Annotated in this window: 18 protein-coding genes, 5 tRNA genes and 1 pseudogene; 23 read left to right on the forward strand and 1 reads right to left on the reverse strand. The window is 47.9% G+C overall.

The genetic code is table 11. The features are described 5' to 3' along the window. Nucleotides 1-3 precede the first annotated feature (3 nt). The 23 genes from ACT6PV_RS01260 to rpoC all read left to right on the forward strand — a co-directional run bounded on the left by ACT6PV_RS01260 (nucleotide 4) and on the right by rpoC (nucleotide 23728). On the forward strand, nucleotides 4-1197 hold the full coding sequence (locus ACT6PV_RS01260) for a heme biosynthesis protein HemY (protein WP_445114717.1): 1194 nt from the start codon (nucleotides 4-6) through the stop codon (nucleotides 1195-1197). 8 nt (nucleotides 1198-1205) lie between these two features. After that, nucleotides 1206-1637, forward strand: coding sequence for an acyl-CoA thioesterase (locus ACT6PV_RS01265; protein WP_445114718.1), 432 nt, complete (start codon nucleotides 1206-1208; stop codon nucleotides 1635-1637). 157 nt (nucleotides 1638-1794) lie between these two features. After that, nucleotides 1795-2121 carry an H-NS histone family protein gene (locus ACT6PV_RS01270; protein ID WP_445114719.1) on the forward strand — a complete coding sequence of 109 codons (327 nt, stop codon included), beginning with the start codon at nucleotides 1795-1797 and terminating at the stop codon, nucleotides 2119-2121. A 169-nt stretch (nucleotides 2122-2290) separates the two neighbouring features. Continuing rightward, nucleotides 2291-3034, forward strand: coding sequence for a type II secretion system protein N (gspN, locus tag ACT6PV_RS01275; protein ID WP_445114720.1), 744 nt, complete (start codon nucleotides 2291-2293; stop codon nucleotides 3032-3034). A gap of 8 nt (nucleotides 3035-3042) precedes the next feature. Further along, the gene (locus ACT6PV_RS01280) at nucleotides 3043-3879 is read left to right on the forward strand and encodes a type II secretion system protein N (RefSeq protein WP_445116985.1); all 837 of its coding nucleotides are present in this window, start codon (nucleotides 3043-3045) and stop codon (nucleotides 3877-3879) included. 40 nt (nucleotides 3880-3919) lie between these two features. Beyond that, on the forward strand, nucleotides 3920-6199 hold the full coding sequence (gspD, locus tag ACT6PV_RS01285; protein ID WP_445114721.1) for a type II secretion system secretin GspD: 2280 nt from the start codon (nucleotides 3920-3922) through the stop codon (nucleotides 6197-6199). Between the two features lie 102 nt (nucleotides 6200-6301). Then, the gene (locus ACT6PV_RS01290; RefSeq protein WP_445114722.1) at nucleotides 6302-7039 is read left to right on the forward strand and encodes an FHA domain-containing protein; all 738 of its coding nucleotides are present in this window, start codon (nucleotides 6302-6304) and stop codon (nucleotides 7037-7039) included. A gap of 90 nt (nucleotides 7040-7129) precedes the next feature. Continuing rightward, entirely contained in the window at nucleotides 7130-7804 is a 675-nt protein-coding gene (locus tag ACT6PV_RS01295; RefSeq protein ID WP_445116986.1) for an HAD-IA family hydrolase, read from the forward strand. 150 nt (nucleotides 7805-7954) lie between these two features. After that, a complete protein-coding gene (gene trpE, locus ACT6PV_RS01300) occupies nucleotides 7955-9448 on the forward strand; it encodes an anthranilate synthase component I (RefSeq protein ID WP_445114723.1) in 1494 nt (497 codons plus the stop codon). Nucleotides 9449-9545: 97 nt separating this feature from the next. Beyond that, a tRNA-Thr gene (locus tag ACT6PV_RS01305) sits at nucleotides 9546-9621 on the forward strand. Between the two features lie 56 nt (nucleotides 9622-9677). After that, nucleotides 9678-9761: transfer RNA gene (locus tag ACT6PV_RS01310), tRNA-Tyr, on the forward strand. A gap of 38 nt (nucleotides 9762-9799) precedes the next feature. Beyond that, nucleotides 9800-9875: transfer RNA gene (locus ACT6PV_RS01315), tRNA-Gly, on the forward strand. Between the two features lie 13 nt (nucleotides 9876-9888). Next, nucleotides 9889-9963: transfer RNA gene (locus ACT6PV_RS01320), tRNA-Thr, on the forward strand. A 145-nt stretch (nucleotides 9964-10108) separates the two neighbouring features. Continuing rightward, the gene (gene tuf / locus ACT6PV_RS01325) at nucleotides 10109-11299 is read left to right on the forward strand and encodes an elongation factor Tu (RefSeq protein ID WP_445114724.1); all 1191 of its coding nucleotides are present in this window, start codon (nucleotides 10109-10111) and stop codon (nucleotides 11297-11299) included. Nucleotides 11300-11350: 51 nt separating this feature from the next. Further along, nucleotides 11351-11426, forward strand: a tRNA-Trp gene (locus tag ACT6PV_RS01330). 75 nt (nucleotides 11427-11501) lie between these two features. After that, entirely contained in the window at nucleotides 11502-11942 is a 441-nt protein-coding gene (gene secE, locus ACT6PV_RS01335; RefSeq protein WP_445114725.1) for a preprotein translocase subunit SecE, read from the forward strand. A gap of 7 nt (nucleotides 11943-11949) precedes the next feature. Further along, a complete protein-coding gene (gene nusG / locus ACT6PV_RS01340; RefSeq protein ID WP_445114726.1) occupies nucleotides 11950-12483 on the forward strand; it encodes a transcription termination/antitermination protein NusG in 534 nt (177 codons plus the stop codon). Between the two features lie 112 nt (nucleotides 12484-12595). Continuing rightward, complete coding sequence (gene rplK / locus ACT6PV_RS01345) at nucleotides 12596-13024, forward strand: 50S ribosomal protein L11 (protein WP_121972937.1); 429 nt, start codon at nucleotides 12596-12598, stop codon at nucleotides 13022-13024. 3 nt (nucleotides 13025-13027) lie between these two features. Next, on the forward strand, nucleotides 13028-13723 hold the full coding sequence (gene rplA, locus ACT6PV_RS01350; protein ID WP_445114727.1) for a 50S ribosomal protein L1: 696 nt from the start codon (nucleotides 13028-13030) through the stop codon (nucleotides 13721-13723). 368 nt (nucleotides 13724-14091) lie between these two features. Then, the gene (gene rplJ / locus ACT6PV_RS01355) at nucleotides 14092-14598 is read left to right on the forward strand and encodes a 50S ribosomal protein L10 (RefSeq protein ID WP_445114728.1); all 507 of its coding nucleotides are present in this window, start codon (nucleotides 14092-14094) and stop codon (nucleotides 14596-14598) included. A gap of 48 nt (nucleotides 14599-14646) precedes the next feature. Continuing rightward, nucleotides 14647-15021 (forward strand): 50S ribosomal protein L7/L12, encoded by a 375-nt coding sequence (gene rplL, locus ACT6PV_RS01360; protein ID WP_445114729.1) that lies wholly within the window; start codon nucleotides 14647-14649, stop codon nucleotides 15019-15021. A 307-nt stretch (nucleotides 15022-15328) separates the two neighbouring features. Further along, complete coding sequence (gene rpoB / locus ACT6PV_RS01365) at nucleotides 15329-19417, forward strand: DNA-directed RNA polymerase subunit beta (protein ID WP_445114730.1); 4089 nt, start codon at nucleotides 15329-15331, stop codon at nucleotides 19415-19417. A 117-nt stretch (nucleotides 19418-19534) separates the two neighbouring features. Continuing rightward, complete coding sequence (gene rpoC, locus ACT6PV_RS01370) at nucleotides 19535-23728, forward strand: DNA-directed RNA polymerase subunit beta' (RefSeq protein WP_445114731.1); 4194 nt, start codon at nucleotides 19535-19537, stop codon at nucleotides 23726-23728. A gap of 425 nt (nucleotides 23729-24153) precedes the next feature. Here the strand turns inward: rpoC and ACT6PV_RS01375 are convergent. Further along, a pseudogene (locus ACT6PV_RS01375) lies at nucleotides 24154-24276 on the reverse strand (IS1595 family transposase); the annotation flags it as partial. Between the last annotated feature and the right edge of the window lie 33 nt (nucleotides 24277-24309).

The following is a 24309-nucleotide window of genomic DNA, read 5'->3' on the forward strand; positions in this document are numbered from 1 at the left end:
GCCATGAAACAGACTCTATTGGCCTATGCGTTTCTGAGCCTGATCCTGATTGCCGTGATGAGTGTGCTCAGTTATGGCACCGGGGGTGGCTATGTTTATGTGCTATGGCACGGGGTGCAGATTCAGACGAATCTGTGGGTTGTGCTGCTGCTGGCGATGGTATTGGGGCTTTGTCTGCAAATAGGCTGGCTGGTCTTCAGGCGTGATCTGTCCCGCAGGAAAAGGAAACTGGCGCAGGTGCTGGACTTTAACCATCTTCATGCTTATGAACAGATGGGTGTTATATGGATGCTGGATGGCAAGGAGGAACAACAGGGTTTTATTCAGCAGGTATTTGACCGCTCGGCTTTGCTGAAACAGGTGGTTCGCTCGGAATTGTTGTCCAGACAACATCAATTTGCTGAAGCACTGAATCTGCTGGAAGAAAGTCCTGCAGCCGTTTTTGAACTGGCAGAAATACAGCGTATTGAAATTTCACTGGCACAGAATGATGCCAGGCAGGCTTTTACGCATCTTGAATTTTTACAGGGACATGAACTTTCGCCGTGGTTAAATCGGCTCAATGTAACTTATTTACAACGGCTCAATGAATTATGGGGGCGCTTTGCGGTTCAGTTTCCCTGGAAATATTTATATTCGACTCAGTCTGATCAACTGGAAATATCGGCCTGCCAGGCTTGGTTAACGCAATTACTGGGTCAGTTTGAACAGGCGGATGTTGAGGATTTACAGCGATTACAGCAGCGTTATATTGAGTGCGCTGAACAAATTGAATTGCTGCCTTTTGAAATCAGGGTACTATGGCTGAAGGTTCTGACCCGATTACCGGAAATGGCAACGCAGCATCAGCAACTGGCCTTGCAGTTATTACAACAGCAGTTTGATCAGGACGTTTTTTATTTGTGGTTTCAGCAGCAATTATTAAAACAGCGTCCGGATTATGATGTGGTGGAACAGCAGATTAATCAGTTTGAGTTGCAATATCCGGGCATTCCTGTATTTACTTTTGCAAAATGGCATATCTATATGGCGACGCAACGCAGCAGCCTGGCAGATCAGTTGCTCAGTATGTATCCGGATAATATTCTGATGAGTTATTTGCGGATTAAGTCGACATTCCATGAAAATGAAGAACTGATTCAGCAACTTAATATGGTTTTTGAAAAAGACGCCAATTTTATTCAATTTAAAATATGAGGGAAATGATGAGTTTATTTAATGAATACCCGGTTATTTATGAACAAAAAGTTGCCTGGGGCGATATGGATGCCTTCGGTCATGTGAATAATGTAATCTACTATCGATATATGGAAAGTGCCAGGATCGGTTATTTTGATCGACTGGATATTTTTAAGCTGGATATATATACCGTGGTTGCTTCAAATCAGTGCCAGTATTTAAAACCGGTATTTTATCCGGACACTTTAAAAATAGGTGTGCGTGTGGATGAAATCAGAAACAGTGCAATACGCATGCATTATGTTGTATACAGTGAATCACAGCAGCAGGTCGCTGCGACCGGAGAAGCGGTTGTGGTATTTGTTGATCAGGCAGAACTGAAAAAAACAGCCATTCCGGAGGATATCAGAAACCGGATACTGGCATTGGAAAATTCTGTGAATCACACTTTGGATTGATGTGATTTGGTGATGTACTTAAAATAATTGTGAACTTTTTTTTGTTTATTTATGTAGCCTGGCTGACATAATAGTCTTGCTTATTGTAGTTAATAAAAATACTATTGCTACGAAATTATTGCTCAAATAATTATTATCAAATTTCTATGGAGTTTATGTGATGCCAGATATTAGTAATCTGTCTGTTGATGAATTAAGACGTCTGACTGCCGAAGCAGAAGCGTTAATTGAATCCAAAAAGGATCAGGCTGTTGAAGATGCCTATAACCAGATCCTGGATATTGCAAAAGCAGCAGGTCTGACGCTGGAGCAGTTTATTGAATATGGTGCGCAGAAACGCAAAAAAACAACACGTAAAGCTGTTGAACCACGTTATCGCAATACAAAAAACACAGCAGAAACCTGGACCGGTCGCGGTAAGAAGCCACGCTGGCTGGTGGCTGAGATTGAAAAAGGCGCAAAGCTGGAAGACTTCCTGATCTGATTTCATTCAATTGTCATTCGATTGGTGTAGCGTTTACGGAACCAGGCATATTGCCTGGTTTTTTATACACAAGTGAATTGGCGCTATGCAAAAATTATGCATAATGTGTATTCAATAAGGGTATGATCCTTCGTGGACGAATACATGGATAATACGTTGGTAAGAGCTGGTGAATAAAAAGTCTAAACAGATAACCTGGTGGGTTATTGCCATCGTTGCTTTTTTAATTTTTGTACTTTTGCAGATTCCTGCAACATGGCTGATTTCAAAATTCTATAAGGATACCCGGGCGTTACAGAATGTCAGTGGGAATATCTGGCAGGGGCAGGCGGACTGGCATCAGGGAAATTTGCGTGGTTCAGTGTCCTGGCGCACGCGCCCACTTGACCTGATTATGTTGCGTGTTGGTGCAAATCTGGAAATTCATAGCGGAGAAACTCAGTTGCAGGGGATTGTAGGCTATGGGCTGGGTAAAAAAATTATTATCAGGCAGATGACCGGGCAGATTGCCCCGACAACCTTAAAAAGCCTGGTGAACTGGCAGTGGCCGGCCAATGCAATTCAGTTGTCGGATGTCCAGTTTAATTTTAATCAGGAAAAAGGCTTCAGTCATGCAGACGGAAAATTGCAGTGGGGCGGTGGAGAGCTGCAATATACCTTTGGTCAGCGTCAGGACCGCATGAATATGCCTTCACTGAATGGTCAGATTGCCGATGAAAGTGGAAAACTCGGCATCAGTATTCAGGATCAGCGCGGGCAGAAAATGGCGAATCTGATGCTGGATCAGAGTATGATGCTGGATGTCCAGCTGACCCAGCGTCTGTTGCTGAATGTACCGTCCTATGATGGCAAGGCCGGACTGGATACTTATGTCGTCACAACCCGTCAGCCGTTGTTGCAGGGTGGTTTGTGATGAAAAAAATGAATATTCGCGAACAATTTGAAAATATTGAGTGGAATAAGGCAGATCGGATCGCTCCGCTGGTGTTGCTGCTGCTGATTCTGGCGCTGTGCTGGAAACTGGCATCCATGTTCTGGTGGGTGGTTGCACCGCCGCAGGTCATGCAGCCTGAGCAGGTCCGGCTGGGGTCGCAGCAGACGCCGATTCCGAATATTTCAGGATTCTCCCTGTTTTATGAAGAAAGTAAGGCAAGTGCAGATGAAAGCATTCCCATGCAGTTGCAGGGGGTAATTGTCGGATATCCGGCGCGCAACTCATCTGCCGTGATTAAGGTCAATGAAGCAGCAGACCGGATTGTGGTGGGGCAGACGCTGGATGGAACGTCTTATCAGCTTGCAGAAGTTTACTGGGATCATGTGGTTTTAAGGCAGAATAACGGTGCAAGCCGTGAATTGAAATTTACAGGGATGGAGCTGAATCAGCCGATTGTAGCTGATGGATCATCAGCAAAGCCGGCCAGCAGCAGTAAGACGCCGGCTTCATCTCCTGACTCGGGAGATGGTGCTTTGACGCAGGCGATTCAGAAAATGAATGAAGATCATGAACAGTATATGAAAGACCTGGGCGTGAATAAAACCAATGGCGCTGATGGTTATGAAATTACCGATAAGACGCCGGCAGCATTGCGCAGTAAACTGGGCTTAAAGTCAGGAGACCGGATTCTGTCCCTGAATGGACGACCTGTTGGTCAGGGCCAGAATGATGCCCAGCTGCTGGAACAGGCAAAACAGGAAGGTAAAGTGAAAATTGAAATTAAGCGCGGTGATCAGGTGATGACCATTCAGCAAAGTCTGTAAACAATCAGGGCTACAGATCAAATTAGGAAAGATAATAAATATGGCTTTTTTGAATCATCATCGACCACTCTGGGCCTTGGTTGCAGCGGCACCGATCATTGCGGTGACGACTGCTGCTCAGGCTCAGACCTGGAAAATTAATCTGCGTGATGCAGATCTGACGGCTTTTATTAATGAAGTTGCAGATATCACCGGTAAAAATTTTGCAGTGGATCCGCGGGTGCGCGGCAATGTCACGGTCATTTCAAATAAACCCTTAAATAAAAATGAAGTGTATGACCTGTTCCTGGGCGTTCTGAATGTCAATGGTGTGGTTGCCATTCCTGCCGGGAATACCATTCGGCTGGTACCGGACAGTAATGTCAAGAATTCCGGTATTCCTTATGATTCCAGAAAAAATGCACGCGGTGATCAGGTGGTGACCCGGGTCATCTGGCTGGAAAATACCAATCCCAATGACCTGATTCCGGCCTTAAGGCCTTTAATGCCTCAGTTTGCACATCTGGCGGCGATTCAGGGAACCAATGCGCTGATTGTTTCGGATCGGGCCAGTAACATTTATCAGCTTGAGACCATTATCCGCAATCTGGATGGTACCGGGCAGAATGACCTGGAAGCAGTACCCTTGCAGTCAAGCCAGGCAGAGGAAATTATCACCCTGCTGGATTCCATGTCGGCTACGGGTGCATCGAAGGATTTTGCCGGGGCACGGGTACGGATTATTGCCGATACCCGGACCAACCGGATTCTGGTCAAGGGCGATCCGGGTACACGTAAGCGTCTTCGTCACATGATTGAAATGCTGGATGTGCCATCTGCAGATCGTTTAGGCGGGCTGAAAGTTTTTAAGCTGAAATACGCAAGTGCCAAAAATCTGGCAGAAATACTGCAGGGACTGGTGACTGGACAGAATGTGAAATCAGGTTCGGATGACTCGTCTTCATCATCCGGCAGTAATAGCAACACCACCGGTGGCAGCAACTCGTCGATGACCGGCTCCGATGGTTCAGGTAGTGGCAGTTCAAACATTTCCACACCATCAATTAATCTGAACAATAATTCAAACCGGAATAATAAAAACAATCTGACCAGTTTCAGTGGCAATGGCGTCAGTATTATTGCCGACAGTTCCCAGAACTCGCTGGTGGTCAGGGCAGATCCGCAATTAATGCGTGAGATTGATGCAGCGGTACAGCAGCTGGATGTGCGGCGGGAGCAGGTACTGATTGAAGCTGCGATTATTGAAGTTGAAGGTACGGATGCTGACCAGCTGGGTGTGCAATGGGCAATGGGTGACATCAGCAGCGGGATTGGTCTGGTCAATTTCAGTAACGTGGGTGCCGGACTGGCCAGTCTGGCAGCAGGTTATCTGACCAATGGTACAGCGGGTCTCAGTGCGGCATTGTCTGATGGGCAGAGCCAGAATGGTATTGGTACTTCTGTGGCACTGGGGAATTACAGGGAAGGTGCCGATGGTTCACGTAAGCTTTATGGTGCATTGATTCAGGCATTAAAAACCAATACCAAATCCAATCTGCTGTCCACGCCATCCATTGTGACGCTGGACAATGAGGAAGCTTACATTGTGGTGGGTCAGAACGTCCCATTTGTGACCGGGTCAGTGACCACATCTGCAACGGGGGTGAATCCCTATACATCGGTTGAGCGTAAGGACGTCGGGGTAACCCTGAAGGTGGTGCCGCATATTGGCAACGGCGGTTCCATCCGCCTTGAGGTGGAGCAGGAAGTTTCTGCTGTTGCCAAGGACAGAGGGCAGGCGCAGGATCTGGTGACCAGTAAGCGGGCCATCAAAACCTCAGTCATTGCTGATCATGGGCAGACAGTGGTGCTCGGTGGTCTGATTGAAGACAACAGTATGCTCAGTCGTGAGTCGGTTCCTGGGCTGGGGGCGATTCCGGTCATTGGGCGATTATTCCGGGCAGATAACAAATCCGGCAATAAACGAAATCTGTTGGTGTTCATTCATCCAACGATTGTGGGCGACAGTGCGGATGTGCGCAGAATTGCCCAACAACGTTACAGTCAGCTGTACAGTCTTCAGCTGGCGATGGATAAGGATGGTAATTTTGCGAAACTGCCTGAAAATGTTGAAGATGTTTATCAGCCGCGATTGCCGATTACATCCGGGCCTAAAAAAGGTAACTATCAGCAGGTACCTGCCGGTGGTGTGACACCGTCAGCTGCAACAACACCCAGAGCGGCTGTGACCACGCCTGTTGCGGTGGAGCCTGCTGTACAGAAGAAAGTGGTGGAGCCGGCGCCGGGTGCACAGCGCACAGACAGTCAGCCACCGCAATAAGCTCAGCCTGTATGCTGTGGAATATGGTGTTGCTGTATCTGTGTTAAGATCGGAGCCGACATTATAGTTAAGATCAATCTGAATCAGAAAGAGGAAAGGGTCATGGCCTGGAAACTACAAGCGATTACAGGTGAGCTCACTGGGCAGGAAATCAGTATAAACCGGGAGATGGTGGTGGGGCGTCAGCAGGATGCTGATCTTATTTTGCAATCGGCTGAAATTTCCCGTCGCCATGCTGTACTGTTGCTTGCAGACAGAGCGCTGTGGGTACGGGATCTGGGCTCGTCAAATGGCACCTATGTCAATGATCTGAGGATTGAACACGAAACACTGCTGAAGGATGGTGACGTTCTGCAGTTTGCCGGCCTGAAATTTACAGTGTTGGCGCCTGTTGACTCACGGGAAGCCGGCGAACAACGGCTACAGCCTGAACAGGCCGCGGGAAAGATGACACAGCCGCCGGAAGCTGTTGCGGTTTCAGAAGCCATTGCTGACCGGGCGGCGGCTGAACAGGTGTCACCCATTGAATCAGTTGCATTGACAGCAGCACAGAAAATGAATGATCAGGGAATACCTGTGCTGGCTGAACGTGCTGCTGAAACTCCGGTCAGTGCAGAAGGTCTGCCTGAACGGATGGCTGTGCCAAAACCGGCTCCTCTCCCGGCAGATGTGAGTGTAAATAATGCCAATTCGGTCCCGAAACTGACGGCAGGTGCTTCCGAAACCGAATCGTTGCAGCAGTCTGCTGCAAAAGAGCAAACGAAAAATAGTTTTACCGGGCTGACCGCCATTGCGGTATTGGTGATATTGGCCATTATTGCGTGGTTGTTTCTGAAGTAAGCGATAAGCCCAGTACGCAGGGCATGCAATCGCATGCCCTTGTTATTTTTGGATAATTCTTTTTAAGTGACTTTTTTAGGTATTCAGATGATGACAATTGCCCGGCTGACTCAGCGTGAACTGCTGCTATTTGACCTGGATGGGACGCTGGTCGATTCAGCTTTTGACCTGTATCGGGCCATGAATTTAAGCCTTGAGTACCTGAATTTACCGCAGGTCACAGAGGAGCAGGTCAGGACCTGGATTGGAAAAGGGACCTCACTGTTTTGTGAAAGCACATTGCGGTATGTGCGGGGTGAGGTGGATCAGCAACTGCACCTGCAATTACTGAACACTGTTCTTGAGATTTATAATGCCGATCCCTGTGTGGATACCCGACCGTTCCCGGGCATTCTGAAGTTTCTGGACTGGGGACTGAAACATCATAAAAAACTGGTCTGTGTCACCAACAAGCCGGAAGTGCCTGCCCGGAAAATCCTGGACGTCCTGAACATGGATCATTATTTTGCTGATGTCATTGGCGGTGATCGCTTTGAGGTGCGCAAGCCACATCCCCGACCATTGCTGTATTGCATGGAACATTATGCTGCCCGCCCGGATCAGACGCTGATGATTGGCGATTCAAGCAATGACGTTGAGGCAGCACGTCGTGCGCAGATTGATTGTATCGTGGTCAGTTATGGCTATAATCATGGTGAGGATATCCGGCTGTGCAGTCCACAGCTGATTGTGGATGATCTGACGGAACTGTTGGCTGAGGTGTAATGAATTTCAAATATCAGCTGCCTGAAAGAGAGAATTTCTGATGAAACAAGGAACAGGGGGATGAACCATCATATCGTTTTTCGATGGCGTTACTTAAGTCAGCGCCAATGATTAATTACCGGATAACATCGAAAACAGGGAACATTCCTCATGACCAGTCAGATTCAGTTTGAACAATTAAAATCCCAGGGCTATAACCTGATTCCAGTGTATCGCCAGCGCCTTGCGGATACCGATACCCCTTTGTCCATTTTTGCCCGGTTAAAGGAACATCAGCAGGCTTATCTGTTTGAGTCTGTGGAAGGGGGTGAAAACTGGGCGCGTTATTCGATTATCGGTCTTGGAGAGTCCACTATTTTCTCCTGCAATCAGGGCATGCTGACGGTGCAGCAGGTCGATGGTTCGGTTCAGTCCCGGGCCTGCAGTGAGCCTTTCGACTTTATCCGAGACTTCCTGGCACAGTTTAAGGTTCCGACCTCAGCGCAACTTCCGGAGTTACCCGGTTTTACCGGTGGTCTGGTCGGTTATTTTGGCTATGATTCGGTACGTTATATTGAACCACGCCTGAAAAATGTGCCTGAAGCAGACCCGGTCGGTTTGCCGGATATCTGGATGATGCTGTCCAGGACCGTCATTGTGTTTGACAACCTGAAAGACACACTGTTTCTGATTGTACATGCCGATACCGGTGATGCAGATGCATGGCATGCTGCCCAGCGGCAGCTGGACAGGCTGGAGCAGACACTGGCCATGCCGGTCAGTCTGCCGGCAAAGCCCCATACGGCCCCGCATTTTGAATCACTGACCGGCAAGGATAAATTTCTGGACACCGTGGCCAGGGTCAAGGAATATATTCGTGCCGGAGATGTGATGCAGGTGGTGCCCGGGCATCGCATGGTGTCGGATTTTGATGGTGAGGCCTTGCAGGTCTATCGCGCGTTGCGACACCTGAATCCTTCACCTTATCTGTTTCTGGTTCAGGGGCAGACCCTGGGTGATCAGAAGCCGTTTCATGTGGTGGGTTCCTCCCCTGAAATTTTATCCCGTCTTGAAAATGGCATGGCGACGGTGCGTCCGCTGGCCGGCACACGACCCCGCGGCAAAACTCAGGAAGAAGATCTGGCGCTGGAAAAAGATTTATTGTCGGATGCAAAAGAGATTGCTGAACATGTCATGCTGATTGATCTGGGGCGTAATGATGTAGGTCGTGTTTCAAAAATCGGAAAAGTGCAGGTCACGGATCAGATGGTGATTGAGCGTTATTCGCATGTCATGCATATTGTCTCCAATGTACAGGGCGAAGTGTTGGACAATGTGGATGCGCTGGATGTCTTTAAGGCAACATTTCCGGCAGGAACGCTGTCTGGTGCACCGAAAATACGTGCCATGGAAATCATTGATGAAGTGGAGCCGGTGAAGCGTGGTATTTTTGGCGGCGCAGTGGGTTATCTGGGCTGGCATGGTGAAATGGATATGTCCATTGCAATCCGGACCTGTGTAATCCGTGACAATAAAGTCTATGTGCAGGCCGGGGCTGGGCTGGTCGCAGACTCGGATCCTGAATCTGAATGGAATGAGACTCAGATCAAGGCACGGGCTGTAATCAAAGCGGTTGAATTATCATCAAATGGCTTGATTCTATAAGTTTTTGTCTGGTTTTTAAAAAAAAGCACTTGCATGCGCTGAAAGTTTTGCTAAACTGCACACCGTTCCGATATGAAACATACGAAACAAAAGAAATGCCGGCATAGCTCAGTTGGTAGAGCAACTGACTTGTAATCAGTAGGTCCACAGTTCGAATCCGTGTGCCGGCACCATCTTCTAGCTTGTATGGTTGCATCAGAGGATAGCACTGAAAACTAAGTGTGATACTGGTGAGATTCCCGAGCGGTCAAAGGGAACAGACTGTAACTCTGTCGCGAAAGCTTCGAAGGTTCGAATCCTTCTCTCACCACCATTAACTTCGAGTGAAATGGTAAATAGTACCAGCAATGTGCGGGAGTAACTCAGTTGGTAGAGTGGCAGCCTTCCAAGCTGCATGTCGCGAGTTCGATCCTCGTCTCCCGCTCCATCGAAGGATTATCGCTCTTATAGCTCAGTGGTAGAGCACTCCCTTGGTAAGGGAGAGGTCTCGAGTTCAAATCTCGATAAGAGCTCCAGATACGGTTGCGTGTAACTTTCACAAAGTTTTTCAAAAGCAGGCTTATTAGTCTGCTTTTCGAGTATTGGGTGCCTGTTTTTAGGCGGTATGTCGATGCTGAGCCTGTCTCAGAACTGTCTCGACGTCAATGAGGAAAAAGATTCATGGCTAAGGCTAAGTTTGAACGTAATAAGCCACATGTTAACGTGGGTACAATTGGTCACGTTGACCATGGTAAAACAACATTAACCGCTGCGATTGCAACAATCTGTGCAAAAACTTACGGCGGTGAAGCGAAGGACTATGCAGCAATCGACTCTGCACCGGAAGAAAAAGCACGTGGTATTACCATTAATACCTCCCACGTGGAATACGATTCTCCAACCCGTCACTATGCACACGTAGACTGCCCGGGCCACGCCGACTATGTGAAAAACATGATTACCGGTGCAGCTCAGATGGACGGCGCGATCCTTGTATGTGCGGCAACTGATGGTCCAATGCCACAGACCCGTGAACACATCCTGCTTTCCCGTCAGGTGGGCGTACCTTACATTCTGGTCTTCCTGAACAAGTGTGACCTTGTTGACGACGAAGAGCTGCTTGAACTGGTTGAAATGGAAGTGCGTGAACTGCTGTCCACTTACGACTTCCCGGGTGATGACACCCCTGTAATCCGTGGTTCAGCACTTGCTGCGCTGAATGGTGATGCCGGTCAGTATGGCGAATCTGCAGTTCTTGCGCTGGTTGAAGCGCTGGATTCCTACATTCCTGAGCCTGAGCGTGCCATTGACAAAGCCTTCCTGATGCCGATTGAAGATGTATTCTCCATTTCCGGTCGTGGTACTGTTGTGACCGGTCGTGTTGAATCCGGTATTGTCAAAGTGGGCGAAGAAGTGGAAATCGTTGGTATCAAGGATACCGTGAAGACGACTGTAACCGGCGTTGAAATGTTCCGTAAATTGCTTGACGAAGGTCGTGCAGGCGAGAACTGTGGTGTACTTCTGCGCGGAACCAAGCGTGAGGAAGTGCAGCGTGGTCAGGTACTTTCCAAGCCGGGCGCAATCAAGCCACACACGAAATTTGATGCGGAAGTTTATGTACTTTCCAAAGAAGAAGGTGGTCGTCATACCCCATTCCTGAACGGCTACCGTCCACAGTTTTACTTCCGTACCACGGATGTAACCGGTGCGATCCAGCTGAAGGAAGGCGTTGAAATGGTGATGCCGGGTGACAACGTTGAAATGTCAGTTGAACTGATCCACCCGATTGCGATGGATCCGGGTCTGCGTTTTGCGATCCGTGAAGGTGGCCGTACCGTAGGTGCTGGTGTTGTTGCGAAAGTCACTGCATAATAGAGACTGATGTCTGTTGCAAACCGGGAATGCTTTCCCGGTTTGTTCTGAAGGTCAGTAGTTCAATTGGTAGAGCGTCGGTCTCCAAAACCGAATGTTGGGGGTTCGAGTCCCTCCTGACCTGCCAGATTTTTTAAATAAAAGCTTGATGCTGCTTAAACTGGTCATATAATAAGTCGCGAATACTGTGACGGGCACAAAAATGTCAAATGATAAATCGGGTGACACATTGAGCGATACACCAATTCCTCAAAGAAATAACACTGCTGAAGTGGTGGGTTCCGGTTCTGCGCTGGATGTTGTGCTATGGGTAATTGCACTGGCATTATTTGCCGGCGCGCTGACGGTGAATCAATTTCTGCCGGCCTATTGGGCGCCTGCAAATAACATCTGGGTGCGTGTCGGGATAATTATTGCTTGTATCGTTGTGGCTTTGGGTTTATTATACGCCACCCACCAGGGCAAAGGCTTTGTCCGTTTGCTGAAAGATTCGCGTATGGAATTACGTCGGGTCACCTGGCCAACCAAGCAGGAAACAGTCACCACGTCATGGCAGGTTCTATTGGTCGTTATAATTGCTGCTATAGGTTTGTGGTGTTTTGACTACATCATTGGCTGGTTCATGAAGTTTATTATCGGGTAAGAGAGCTATGAAACGTTGGTACATTATTCATGCCTATTCAGGTTATGAAAAACAAGTGATGCGTTCACTTAATGATCGAATCCAGCGTAGCGCTGTTGCTGACAGTTTTGGTGAAGTCCTGGTTCCTACCGAAGAAGTGGTGGAAATGAAGGATGGCAAGAAACGCAAATCAGAGCGTAAATTCTTTCCGGGCTATGTATTGGTTGAAATGGAAATGAATGATGAAACCTGGCACATTGTGAAGGAATGTCCAAAAGTTTTGGGTTTCATTGGTGGTACGGCAGAAAAGCCGGCACCGATTACGCAGAAGGAAGCGGATGCAATTCTTGCGCGGGTACACAATAAGGGTGAAGCACCACGTCCTAAGACGATGTTTGAGCCCGGTGAAGAATTACTGGTTACTGACGGTCCATTCACAGACTTTAAGGGTGTGGTGGAAGAAGTTCAGTATGACAAGTCGCGTTTAACGCTGACGATTAATGTATTTAACCGACCAACTCAGGTTGAACTGGAATTTCGTCAGGTCGAAAAAACGGTTTAAGACTGATTGGTTGCAAAGCGCCCGATTTATTCGGGCATTGTTATTGTAACGTTTTTGTTACATCTGTGAAGTTGGGGAGCCTGACGGCGTTTGTACCCAGAGGTAAATTGAAATGGCGAAGAAGATTGACGGCTATATCAAGCTGCAGGTTCCAGCTGGTAAGGCAAATCCATCTCCACCGATTGGTCCTGCATTGGGTCAGCGTGGTGTGAACATCATGGCATTCTGTAAGGAATTCAATGCTGCGACACAAAAAGTTGAACCAGGTCTGCCAATTCCTGTCGTGATTACTGTGTACAACGATAAATCGTTCACATTCATCATGAAAACTCCACCTGCAGCTATTCTGCTGAAGAAAGCTGCCGGTATCCAGAAAGGTTCTTCTGTACCCAACAAGACTAAAGTGGGTAAGTTGACCCGTGCTCAGCTGGAAGAAATTGCGACTACAAAAGAACCGGATTTAACTGGTGCTGATTTAGACGCACGTGTACGTACCATTGCCGGTTCTGCGCGTTCTATGGGCCTGGAAGTGGAGCTATAAGACATGGCAAAGTTAACTAAACGTCAAAAAGCCATTGCTGCTGCTGTAGAAGCAAACAAGGTGTATACGCTGGAAGAAGCGGTACAGGTTCTGAACAGTCTTCCTGCTGCAAAATTCAAGGAATCACTGGATATTTCTGTGAATCTGGGTGTGGATCCGCGTAAATCGGACCAGGTGGTTCGTGGTGCAACCACATTACCTGCCGGTACTGGTAAAACTGTACGTGTTGCAGTGTTTGCTCAGGGTGCTGCTGCTGACGCTGCAAAAGCTGAAGGTGCAGATGTTGTCGGTTTCGATGATCTTGCTGAAAGCATTCAGGCCGGTAATCTTGACTTTGATGTCGTGATTGCTGCACCGGACGCAATGCGTGTTGTGGGTAAACTGGGGACCATCCTTGGTCCACGTGGCTTAATGCCAAACCCGAAAGTGGGTACGGTGACTCCTGATGTTGCTACTGCGGTGAAAAATGCCAAAGCCGGTCAGGCACGCTACCGTGTGGACAAAGCGGGTATTATCCATGCTGCGATTGGTCAGATTGGTTTTGAAGCGGCTGCGATTCGTCAGAACGTTGAAACTTTAGTGGCCGATCTGAAAAAATTAAAGCCAGCTACATCCAAAGGTATTTACATCAAGAAGATCACGCTGAGCTCTACCATGGGCCCGGGTCTGACTGTTGATGTGGCAAACGTTTCCAGCTGATTTCAGTTGTGTAAGTGTGAACAGGATTTTAAAGTCCTGAGTGAAATCTGAGGCATTGCCCCGGATTTCAGGCAAGAAAAGCAGGTGGCTTCATCTGGAGTATGACTTGCAGTCTTGTGGATCGACTGGCAAAGCGTTGTTTTGCCGGTTGGATCATCAGGCGGACTTTGAATTGATAGATGAAAATTTATCAGCGTCAAAGACCTCAGGCGAAATTCGTTTTATGCGGGTTTCTTAAAAGCCCAGCCTGGGTAGACGCGGTGGTGTGATTTTTTTCCTCCTCCGCGTGTGAGTCTTCAGTAATGCAGGCTTACGAATAGGGAGTGCACTTATTTTGAGTGCATGAATCACCGCTAGGAGGTAATACAGTGGCTCTACGCTTAGAGGACAAAAAAGAGATTGTTGCTGCAGTGAATCAAGCTGCCAGCACGGCTTTCTCTGCTGTTGTTGCTGACTATAAGGGTTTGAATGTTGAGCAGCTGACTCAACTTCGCGTCCAGGCTCGCCAATCAGGTGTTTACGTACGTATTGTGCGTAATACGCTGGCGAAACGTGCGTTTGAAGGTACTCAGTTTGACATTCTGAATGACAACCTTATTGGTCCAACAATCATTGCTTTATCAACTTCTGAAGATGACATGGGTGCAGCTGCACGCTTGTTTGAGGAATTTGCAAAAACCAACAAAAACTTTGAGTTAAAGGCAGCTGCTTTTGACGGCAAGGTTTATGGTGCAAATGAAGTCAGTGTAATTGCAAACCTTCCAAACCAGGAAAAAGCACTTACCATGCTCGCCTCTGTTCTTCAGGCTCCTATTTCGAAACTGGGTCGTCTCATTACGGCGCTCAAAGAGAAAAACGAGTCAGAAGCTGCTTAAGCTTAAAAAATTTTACACACCATTCAATATCCATCCGGAGTTATTCTCATGGCTTTATCTAACGAAGAAATCCTAAACGCAGTTGCTGAAAAAACTGTTCTTGAACTTGTTGAATTAATTTCTGCTTTCGAAGAAAAATTCAACGTATCTGCAGCGGCTGTTGCTGTTGCAGCTGGTCCTGCTGCCGGTGGCGCTGCTGCTGCAGAGGAACAGACTGAGTTCAATGTTGAGCTGACAAGCTTTGGTGCGAACAAAGTTGCTGTAATTAAAGCAGTTCGTGAAGTCACTGGTCTGGGTCTTAAAGAAGCGAAAGACCTGGTTGAAGGCGCTCCTTCAGCAGTTAAGGAAGGCGTTACCAAAGAAGAAGGCGAAGAACTTAAGAAGAAACTTGAAGAAGCTGGCGCTACAGTTACACTTAAGTAATTCCATATGGAGTTGGTTTTTGAAAAATCGACTCCATAAAATGGCTGATGGCTCTTGGGTCATCGGCCATTTTGCGTTACAATAATCGGCTCGATTTTTGAATGATTGATGTGAAAATCGGCATTTTCAAAAATAAGTCAGTAAGTTCAAACGCTTAACAATATCTTTTCTGGTTAAAAATATTGTTAAGCGTTTTAATACCACTGAAAAATTGCAGCATTTGTAAAGGTGGTGGTCATATCGACCTGCGTAATTCCTTCCGGGCCCGTTCTGCAGGCGGGCCTGGTTTACTTTCCGAGGACTCCAGATGGCATACTCATATACCGAAAAAAAACGGATCCGTAAGAATTTTGGTAAATTGCCCCAGGTAATGGATGCTCCGTACTTGCTTTCGATTCAGGTCGACTCGTACAGAACATTCCTGCAAGACGGCAAAACTCCAAAAAATCGTGAAGATATCGGTCTCCAGGCCGCATTCCGTTCAGTGTTTCCCATAGAAAGTTATTCTGGCAATGCAGCCCTGGAATTTGTTGAGTATAGTCTTGGTAAACCAGAGTTTGATGTACGTGAATGTATTCTTCGCGGCTCAACCTATGCGGCACCAATGCGCGTAAAAATTCGTCTGATCATTAAGGATCGTGAAACGAAATCAATCAAGGACGTCCGTGAACAGGAAGTCTATATGGGTGAAATGCCACTCATGACTGAAAACGGAACCTTTGTGATTAATGGTACTGAGCGTGTGATCGTGTCTCAGTTACACCGTTCACCGGGCGTATTCTTTGATCATGATAAGGGTAAAACCCACTCCAGTGGTAAAGTGCTGTATTCAGCACGAATTATTCCTTACCGTGGTTCATGGCTGGACTTTGAGTTTGATGCCAAGGATCTGGTGTATGTGCGTATTGACCGCCGCCGTAAATTACTGGCGACTGTGGTGTTACGTGCACTGGGTTACAGCAATGAACAGATCCTGGACATGTTCTATGAAAAAGTACCCGTGTATCTGGACATGGGCAGCTACCAGATTGACCTGGTACCTGAGCGCCTGCGTGGTGAAATGGCGCAGTTCGATATTGCCGACAGCGATGGTAAAGTCATTGTTGAACAGGGCAAGCGTATTAATGCACGTCATGTCCGTCAGATGGAAGCAGCCGGTTTAAGCAAACTGCCGGTGCCTGACGAATATCTGTATGAGCGGATTACTGCTGAAGATATTCCACTGAAAGATGGCGAAGTCATTGCTGCAAACAGCGTACTCAGTCACGAAATTATGGTGAAGCTGGCAGAAGGTGGCGTGAAGCAGTTTAACCTGCTGTATACCAATGATATTGACCATGGTCCGTTTGTGGCTGACTCATTACGTGCAGATATGACCGAGGGGCGTGAGCAGGCACTTGTAGAAATCTATAAAGTGATGCGTCCGGGTGAACCACCGACCAAAGAGGCCGCTGAGAACCTGTTTAACAACCTGTTCTTCTCGACTGAACGTTATGATCTGTCTCCGGTGGGTCGGATGAAGTTCAACCGCCGTCTGGGACGTCCATACGAAGTGGGTACCGATCAGAAAACCCGTGAAGTGGAAGGCATTCTGTCCAAAGACGACATTATTGATGTACTGAAGGCATTGGTTGAAATCCGTAACGGTAAGGGTGAAGTCGACGATATCGACCATCTCGGGAACCGTCGTGTGCGTTCGGTCGGTGAAATGACTGAAAACCAGTTCCGTGTGGGCCTGGTGCGTGTGGAACGTGCAGTCAAGGAACGTTTAAGCCAGGCAGAAACAGATAACCTGTCTCCACAGGATCTGATCAATGCGAAACCTGTCGCGGCTGCAATCAAGGAATTCTTTGGTTCAAGCCAGCTGTCACAGTTTATGGATCAGAACAATCCATTGTCTGAAATTACCCATAAGCGTCGTGTATCAGCACTTGGGCCGGGTGGTCTGACCCGTGAACGTGCCGGTTTTGAGGTGCGTGACGTACACCAGACACATTATGGTCGTGTCTGCCCGATTGAAACTCCGGAAGGTCCGAACATCGGTCTGATCAACTCACTGTCTGTATATGCCAAAGCCAATGATTTCGGTTTCCTTGAAACACCGTATCGTAAAATTGTGGATGGACGTGTAACAGAAGAAGTTGAATATCTGTCTGCCATTGAAGAAGTGGGCACTGTCATTGCACAGGCCGACTCCGCACTGGATCAGGACGGCAATCTGACGGAAGAATTTGTTTCAGTCCGTCATCAGGGTGAATTTGTACGTATGCCACCGGAAAAAGTGACACATATGGACGTCTCTGCACAGCAGGTCGTTTCTGTGGCTGCATCACTGATTCCATTCCTTGAACACGATGATGCCAACCGTGCATTGATGGGTTCAAACATGCAGCGTCAGGCGGTTCCTACGCTGTTGGCTGACAAGCCATTGGTCGGTACCGGTATGGAAGCAAACGTTGCGCGTGATTCCGGTGTCTGTGTAATTGCAAAACGCGGTGGACGTATTGAATTTGTTGATGCATCACGTGTGGTGATTCGTGTCAATGAAGACGAAATGATCGCCGGTGAAGCAGGTGTGGATATCTATAACCTGATCAAATACACCCGTTCCAACCAGAACACCTGTATCAATCAGAAAGTACTGGTGAACCTGGGCGATAAGGTCGGTCGTGGTGATGTACTGGCTGATGGTCCATCAACCGATGGCGGTGAGCTTGCACTGGGCCAGAACATGCGTGTTGCATTCATGACCTGGAATGGCTACAACTACGAAGATTCGATCCTGCTGTCCGAGCGTGTGCTGCAGGAAGACCGTCTGACGTCCATTCACATTCAGGAATTGTCATGTGTTGCACGTGATACCAAACTGGGTGCAGAGGAAATCACTGCGGATATTCCAAATGTCGGTGAAGCTGCACTATCCAAACTGGATGAGTCCGGTATTGTTTATATCGGTGCGGAAGTGACTGCCGGTGACATTCTTGTCGGTAAAGTGACACCGAAAGGTGAGACGCAGCTGACGCCGGAAGAAAAACTGCTGCGTGCAATTTTTGGTGAAAAAGCGGCTGATGTGAAGGATTCCTCCTTACGTGTTCCATCCGGCACCAAAGGTACCGTGATTGACGTTCAGATCTTTACCCGTGATGGTATTGAAAAGGACGAACGTGCACAGGCCATTGAAAAAGCGCAGTTGGATGCTTACCGTAAGGATTTGAAGGAAGAATACAAAATCTTCGAAGAAGCAGCACGGGAACGTATTATCCGTCTGCTTAAGGGTAAGGAATCCAACGGTGGTGGTACGACCCGACGTGGTGATAAGCTTTCTGAAGAACTGCTGTCCGGTCTTGAGTTTGTCGATTTACTGGAAATTCAGCCGAATGATGAAGCCATTGCTGAACGCCTAACTCAGATTCAGGTGTTCCTGAAAGAGAAAAGCCAGGAAATTGATGAAAAATTTGCAGAGAAAAAACGCAAACTTTCCACCGGTGATGAACTGACAACTGGCGTACTGAAGGTTGTTAAAGTTTATCTGGCAGTAAAACGCCGGATTCAGCCGGGCGATAAGATGGCGGGTCGTCACGGAAACAAGGGTGTTGTCTCCAACATTCTGCCGGTTGAAGACATGCCGCATGACATTCATGGTGTCCCGGTTGACGTGGTGCTGAACCCATTGGGCGTTCCATCACGTATGAACGTGGGTCAGATTCTGGAAACACATCTGGGGCTGGCCGCTAAAGGTCTGGGCGAGCAGATTGACAAGATGATGCAGCAACAGCGGACCATTGCCGAACTGCGTATTTTCCTGGACAAGATCTACAACAAGGTCGGTGGTCAGCAGGAAGAACTGGACAGTCTGACGGATGACGAAATTCTGAAACTTGCAGGTAATCTGCGTCAGGGTGTGCCATTGGCAACGCCGGTATTTGACGGAGCTGAAGAAGGTCAGATCAAGGACCTGCTTGAGCTTGCTGAACTGCCGCGTACCGGTCAGACTGTACTGTATGATGGTCGTACCGGTGAGCGTTTTGACCGTCCGGTTACCGTCGGTTATATGTACATGCTGAAACTGAATCACCTGGTGGATGACAAGATGCATGCACGTTCAACAGGTTCCTACTCCCTGGTGACTCAGCAGCCATTGGGTGGTAAAGCCCAGTTTGGTGGTCAGCGTTTCGGTGAGATGGAAGTCTGGGCGCTTGAAGCTTATGGTGCCGCTTATACCCTTCAGGAAATGCTCACTGTGAAATCGGATGACGTTGAAGGCCGTACCCGTATCTACAAGAATATTGTAGATGGAAACCATTATATGGATCCAGGCATGCCTGAGTCGTTTAACGTACTGACCAAAGAGATCCGTTCTTTAGGTATCAACATTGAACTGAAAAATGGTGACTAAGAATCCTTCCTGACTCTCCCTTTAATTAAGGGGGAGAGGCAGGGAATTTTTCAGTTAAAAACAATATTTGTGACCCAGCCGGAGAGTGATGAGCTTTCTGGCACACGGAGAAAAAAATTGAAAGACTTGCTCGATATCATGCGTAAAAAGACGGATTCAGACGGTCATGCACCTATTGAATTTGACCGTATCCGTATTGGTCTTGCGTCACCGGAAATGATTAAGTCGTGGTCTCACGGTGAAGTGAAAAAGCCAGAAACCATTAACTACCGGACATTTAAGCCGGAACGTGATGGTCTGTTCTGTGCCAAAATCTTTGGTCCTGTAAAGGATTATGAATGCTTATGCGGTAAGTATAAGCGTATGAAATACAAAGGCGTAATCTGTGAAAAATGTGGTGTTGAAGTCACTACGGCCAAAGTCCGTCGTGAGCGCATGGGTCACATTGAACTGGCCTCACCGGTTGCCCACATCTGGTTTCTGAAATCACTGCCATCGCGTATTGGCCTGCTGCTTGATATGACTTTACGTGACATTGAGCGTGTCCTGTATTTCGAATCCTATGTGGTGACGGATCCTGGCATGACGCCTATGGAAAAGTACCAGTTACTGAACGATGAAGAATACTTCACAGCGCTGGAAGAACACGGTGATGAGTTCACTGCCAAGATGGGCGCGGAAGCGGTTCAGGACCTGTTAAAGGATATCGATCTGGAAGCGGAAATTTCCCGTTTGCGTGAAGAGATTCCAAACACAACCTCAGAAACCAAGCTGAAAAAAGCATCCAAGCGTCTGAAGCTGATGGAAGCCTTTAAAGAGTCGAACAACAAGCCGGAATGGATGGTGATGAATGTACTGCCTGTACTGCCACCTGATCTGCGCCCATTGGTTCCACTTGAAGGTGGTCGTTTTGCGACCTCTGACCTGAACGATCTTTATCGTCGTGTGATTAACCGTAACAACCGTTTAAAACGCCTGCTTGATCTGGCTGCGCCGGATATTATTGTGCGTAACGAAAAACGGATGCTGCAGGAATCTGTGGATGCGCTGCTGGATAACGGTCGTCGTGGTCGTGCCATTACCGGTTCCAACAAACGTCCGTTGAAATCACTGGCGGATATGATCAAGGGTAAACAGGGTCGTTTCCGTCAGAACCTGTTGGGTAAACGTGTCGATTATTCCGGTCGTTCGGTGATTACCGTTGGCCCGGATTTACGTTTGCATCAATGTGGTCTTCCGAAAAAAATGGCGCTTGAGTTATTCAAACCATTTATTTTTGCGAAACTGCAGGCCTCAGGCCAGGCAACCACCATTAAAGCAGCCAAGAAAATGGTGGAACGTGAAACCTCAGAAGTCTGGGATGTGCTGGCGTCCGTGATCCGTCAGCATCCGGTGATGCTGAACCGTGCGCCAACCCTGCACCGTCTGGGTTTACAGGCATTTGAACCGATTCTGATTGAAGGTAAGGCAATCCGCCTGCACCCGCTGGTCTGTGCTGCATTCAACGCCGACTTCGATGGTGACCAGATGGCGGTGCACGTGCCACTGACACTTGAGGCACAGCTTGAAGCACGTGCGTTAATGATGTCGACCAACAACATTCTGTCGCCTGCCAATGGTGAACCGATCATCGTGCCGTCTCAGGACGTGGTACTGGGTCTTTATTACATCACCCGTGATGCCGTCAATGCCAAAGGTGAAGGTATGGTGTTCTCGGATACGGCAGAGGTCAACCGTGCGCTGGCAACCGGTCAGGTTGACTTGCATGCGCGTGTTAAAGCCCGTGTCCATCAGACGGTGATCAATGAAAAGGGTGAACGCGAGCATCAGACCATTGTTGTGGAAACCACACCGGGTCGTTGCTTACTGTGGGAAGTTGTTCCGGAAGGGATGGATTTCCAGCAGATCAACCTTGAGATGACTAAAAAGAACATCTCCAAACTGATCAACTCCTGCTACCGTAAACTGGGGCTGAAAGACACGGTGATTTTTGCCGATCAGCTGATGTATCTCGGTTTTCGTCAGGCAACACGCTCCGGCGTTTCCGTGGGTATGGAAGACATGGTCATTCCACCGCAGAAACAGGCTATCATTGAAAAAGCGGAAACTGAAGTTCGTGAAATTGAACAGCAGTTTGAGCAGGGCTTTGTAACGGCCGGCGAACGCTACAACAAAGTAGTTGATATCTGGGCGCGTACCAATGACCAGGTTGCCAAGGCGATGATGGACAATCTGTCCTTCACCACGGTGAAAAACAAACAGGGTGTGGATGAAAAACAGAAGTCATTCAACAGTATTTACATGATGTCGGATTCCGGTGCCCGGGGTAGTGCGGCGCAGATTCGTCAGCTGGCCGGTATGCGTGGTCTGATGGCGAAACCGGATGGTTCGATCATTGAAACACCGATTAAGGCCAACTTCCGTGAAGGCCTGACTGTACTTCAGTACTTCATTTCAACACATGGTGCCCGTAAAGGTCTGGCCGATACGGCATTGAAAACAGCGAACTCCGGTTATCTGACCCGTCGTCTTGTCGATGTGGCGCAGGATCTGGTGATTACTGAGCCTGACTGTGGTACCACAGAAGGCCTGGTGATGACTCCATTGATTCAGGGCGGCGATGTCATTGAATCGTTAAGTGTACGAGTACTGGGTCGGGTGACTGCTGAAGATGTAACCCGTGCCGGTTCAGATGAAGTGGTGTTGCCACGCAATACACTGATTGACGAAAAAATTGCGGCTTATCTTGAAGAAGCCGGTGTCGATGAAGTCCGGGTACGTTCCGTTGTGAACTGTGCTTCGACTTTCGGGGTCTGTGCCAAATGTTATGGCCGTGACCTGGCACGTGGTCATCAGGTGAATCCGGGTGAGTCCGTCGGTGTCATGGCAGCTCAGTCCATTGGTGAACCGGGAACTCAGTTAACCATGCGTACCTTCCACGTGGGTGGTGCTGCAAGCCGGACGTCTGCGGCAAACAGCGTACAGGTCCGTAACAAGGGTACAGTACGTTTCCACAATGTGAAAACCGTACAGCATGCCAAAGGGCATCTGGTTTCGGTTTCCCGTTCGGGTGAAATTGGTATTGCAGATGACCTGGGTCGTGAACGTGAACGCTATAAACTGCCATACGGTGCATCCATCCTGCTGAAGGACGGTGAAGCTGTGGAAGCAGGCGGTATCGTGGCGACATGGGATCCGCATACACATCCACTGGTCACGGAAGTTGCCGGTAAGGCACGTTTCAGTCAGATTGCTGATGGCGTCACTGCAACATCGAAAACAGATGATGCAACCGGCATGACCACGGTTGAAATTCTGCCTGTGACAGCCCGGCCTGCATCCGGTAAGGATCTGCGTCCGGCAATTGTACTGGATACGGCTGAGGGTGGAGAGCAGTTCTACTTCCTGCCACAGAACACGATTGTAACAGTGCGTGATGGTGAAACCATCGGTGTGGGTGATGTTATTGGCCGTGTACCACAGGAATCTTCACGTACCCGTGATATTACCGGTGGTCTGCCACGTGTAGCTGACCTGTTTGAAGCGCGTAAACCGAAAGAGCATGCAATTCTTGCAGAAATTTCTGGTGTGGTGAGCTTCGGTAAGGAAACCAAAGGTAAGAACCGTCTGGTGATTACCCCGGATGATGGTTCGGAGATTTACGAAGAACTGATTCCGAAATGGCGTACCATTAACGTGTTCGAAGGTGAACATGTGAACCGTGGTGAAACCGTGTCTGATGGCCCGCAGAACCCACATGACATTTTACGTCTGAAAGGTGAAGCGGCATTAACCAACTATATCGTCAATGAAGTTCAGGACGTTTATCGTCTCCAGGGTGTAAAAATCAACGATAAGCACATTGAAGTCATTGTACGTCAGATGCTGCGTAAGGTTGATATTACCGATGGTGGCGATACCAGCTTCATTAAGGGTGAACAGGTGGACTACATCCGTGTAGTTGAGGAGAACCAGGCAGTACTGGCTCAGAACAAGTTCCCTGCGAAGTTTGAACGTCAGCTGATGGGGATTACCAAAGCCTCACTGTCTACAGACTCGTTCATTTCTGCTGCATCGTTCCAGGAAACAACCCGTGTGTTGACTGAGGCCGCTGTAACAGGTAAGGAAGATGATCTGCGTGGTCTGAAAGAGAATGTTGTAGTGGGGCGTCTGATTCCGGCCGGTACGGGTCTTGCGTATCACCTGGAACGCCGCCGTCAGGAAGCAGAAGCTGCTGAACATGAGCTGGTAAATGACTTCTCTGAAGTTGATCAGGCCTTCTCTCAGGCACTCAACGAAGAACAGTTCTAAGCTGAAAAGCTGAAAAAAAGACGCCTGAGGGCGTCTTTTTTTATATCATGTGACTGTACTTTCCCTGAGTTAAGATCCCCTGATTGATCTGCAGAACTGAGAAAGGTATAGTCAAACCGCCTAATTATTCACACATATGATTTTATTCAAACTATTGATTATAAATGAAACCTATATTTTTGTATGAACTTTTAGAAATTATCGGTTATCAATTGTTTTTTTACTTTTGAATCATAAGTGATTGTCTTACTGTAGGGCGACATGGATGTCGCTGTTGGGCGGACTTGCGCTGCCTTCAAAGCAAAATGTGGCAATAAAAGCTTTTTTATAATCGAACAATTTATTTCATCATACGATTGATTTGATTGAAAATATTAATTAAGAGAAATTATATTTACGTGTATGGGTTTTTTGACAGGTTGACTATAGAACAATGCTGCAGAATTAGGTTGTATCCCAAGTAAATCAGCAGCAGTTCTAGCAGTTACTTCAGCAATAAAAAACTCAAATAGCTTGCTCTGAGCTAGTACACATTGGGCTCTCTTCATAAAAGTAGACTATCACAAAGCTAATCTACTACA

It is taken from the genome of Acinetobacter sp. WZC-1 (genome assembly GCF_052544965.1).

Coding starts and splice junctions, on each gene's coding strand:
- ACT6PV_RS01260 (WP_445114717.1), top strand. CDS start 4: ATGAAACAGACTCTATTGGCCTATGCGTTTCTGAGCCTGATCCTGATT.
- ACT6PV_RS01265 (WP_445114718.1), top strand. CDS start 1,206: ATGAGTTTATTTAATGAATACCCGGTTATTTATGAACAAAAAGTTGCC.
- ACT6PV_RS01280 (WP_445116985.1), top strand. CDS start 3,043: ATGAATATTCGCGAACAATTTGAAAATATTGAGTGGAATAAGGCAGAT.
- gspD (WP_445114721.1), top strand. CDS start 3,920: ATGGCTTTTTTGAATCATCATCGACCACTCTGGGCCTTGGTTGCAGCG.
- ACT6PV_RS01290 (WP_445114722.1), top strand. CDS start 6,302: ATGGCCTGGAAACTACAAGCGATTACAGGTGAGCTCACTGGGCAGGAA.
- ACT6PV_RS01295 (WP_445116986.1), top strand. CDS start 7,130: ATGACAATTGCCCGGCTGACTCAGCGTGAACTGCTGCTATTTGACCTG.
- trpE (WP_445114723.1), top strand. CDS start 7,955: ATGACCAGTCAGATTCAGTTTGAACAATTAAAATCCCAGGGCTATAAC.
- tuf (WP_445114724.1), top strand. CDS start 10,109: ATGGCTAAGGCTAAGTTTGAACGTAATAAGCCACATGTTAACGTGGGT.
- secE (WP_445114725.1), top strand. CDS start 11,502: ATGTCAAATGATAAATCGGGTGACACATTGAGCGATACACCAATTCCT.
- nusG (WP_445114726.1), top strand. CDS start 11,950: ATGAAACGTTGGTACATTATTCATGCCTATTCAGGTTATGAAAAACAA.
- rplK (WP_121972937.1), top strand. CDS start 12,596: ATGGCGAAGAAGATTGACGGCTATATCAAGCTGCAGGTTCCAGCTGGT.
- rplA (WP_445114727.1), top strand. CDS start 13,028: ATGGCAAAGTTAACTAAACGTCAAAAAGCCATTGCTGCTGCTGTAGAA.
- rplL (WP_445114729.1), top strand. CDS start 14,647: ATGGCTTTATCTAACGAAGAAATCCTAAACGCAGTTGCTGAAAAAACT.
- rpoB (WP_445114730.1), top strand. CDS start 15,329: ATGGCATACTCATATACCGAAAAAAAACGGATCCGTAAGAATTTTGGT.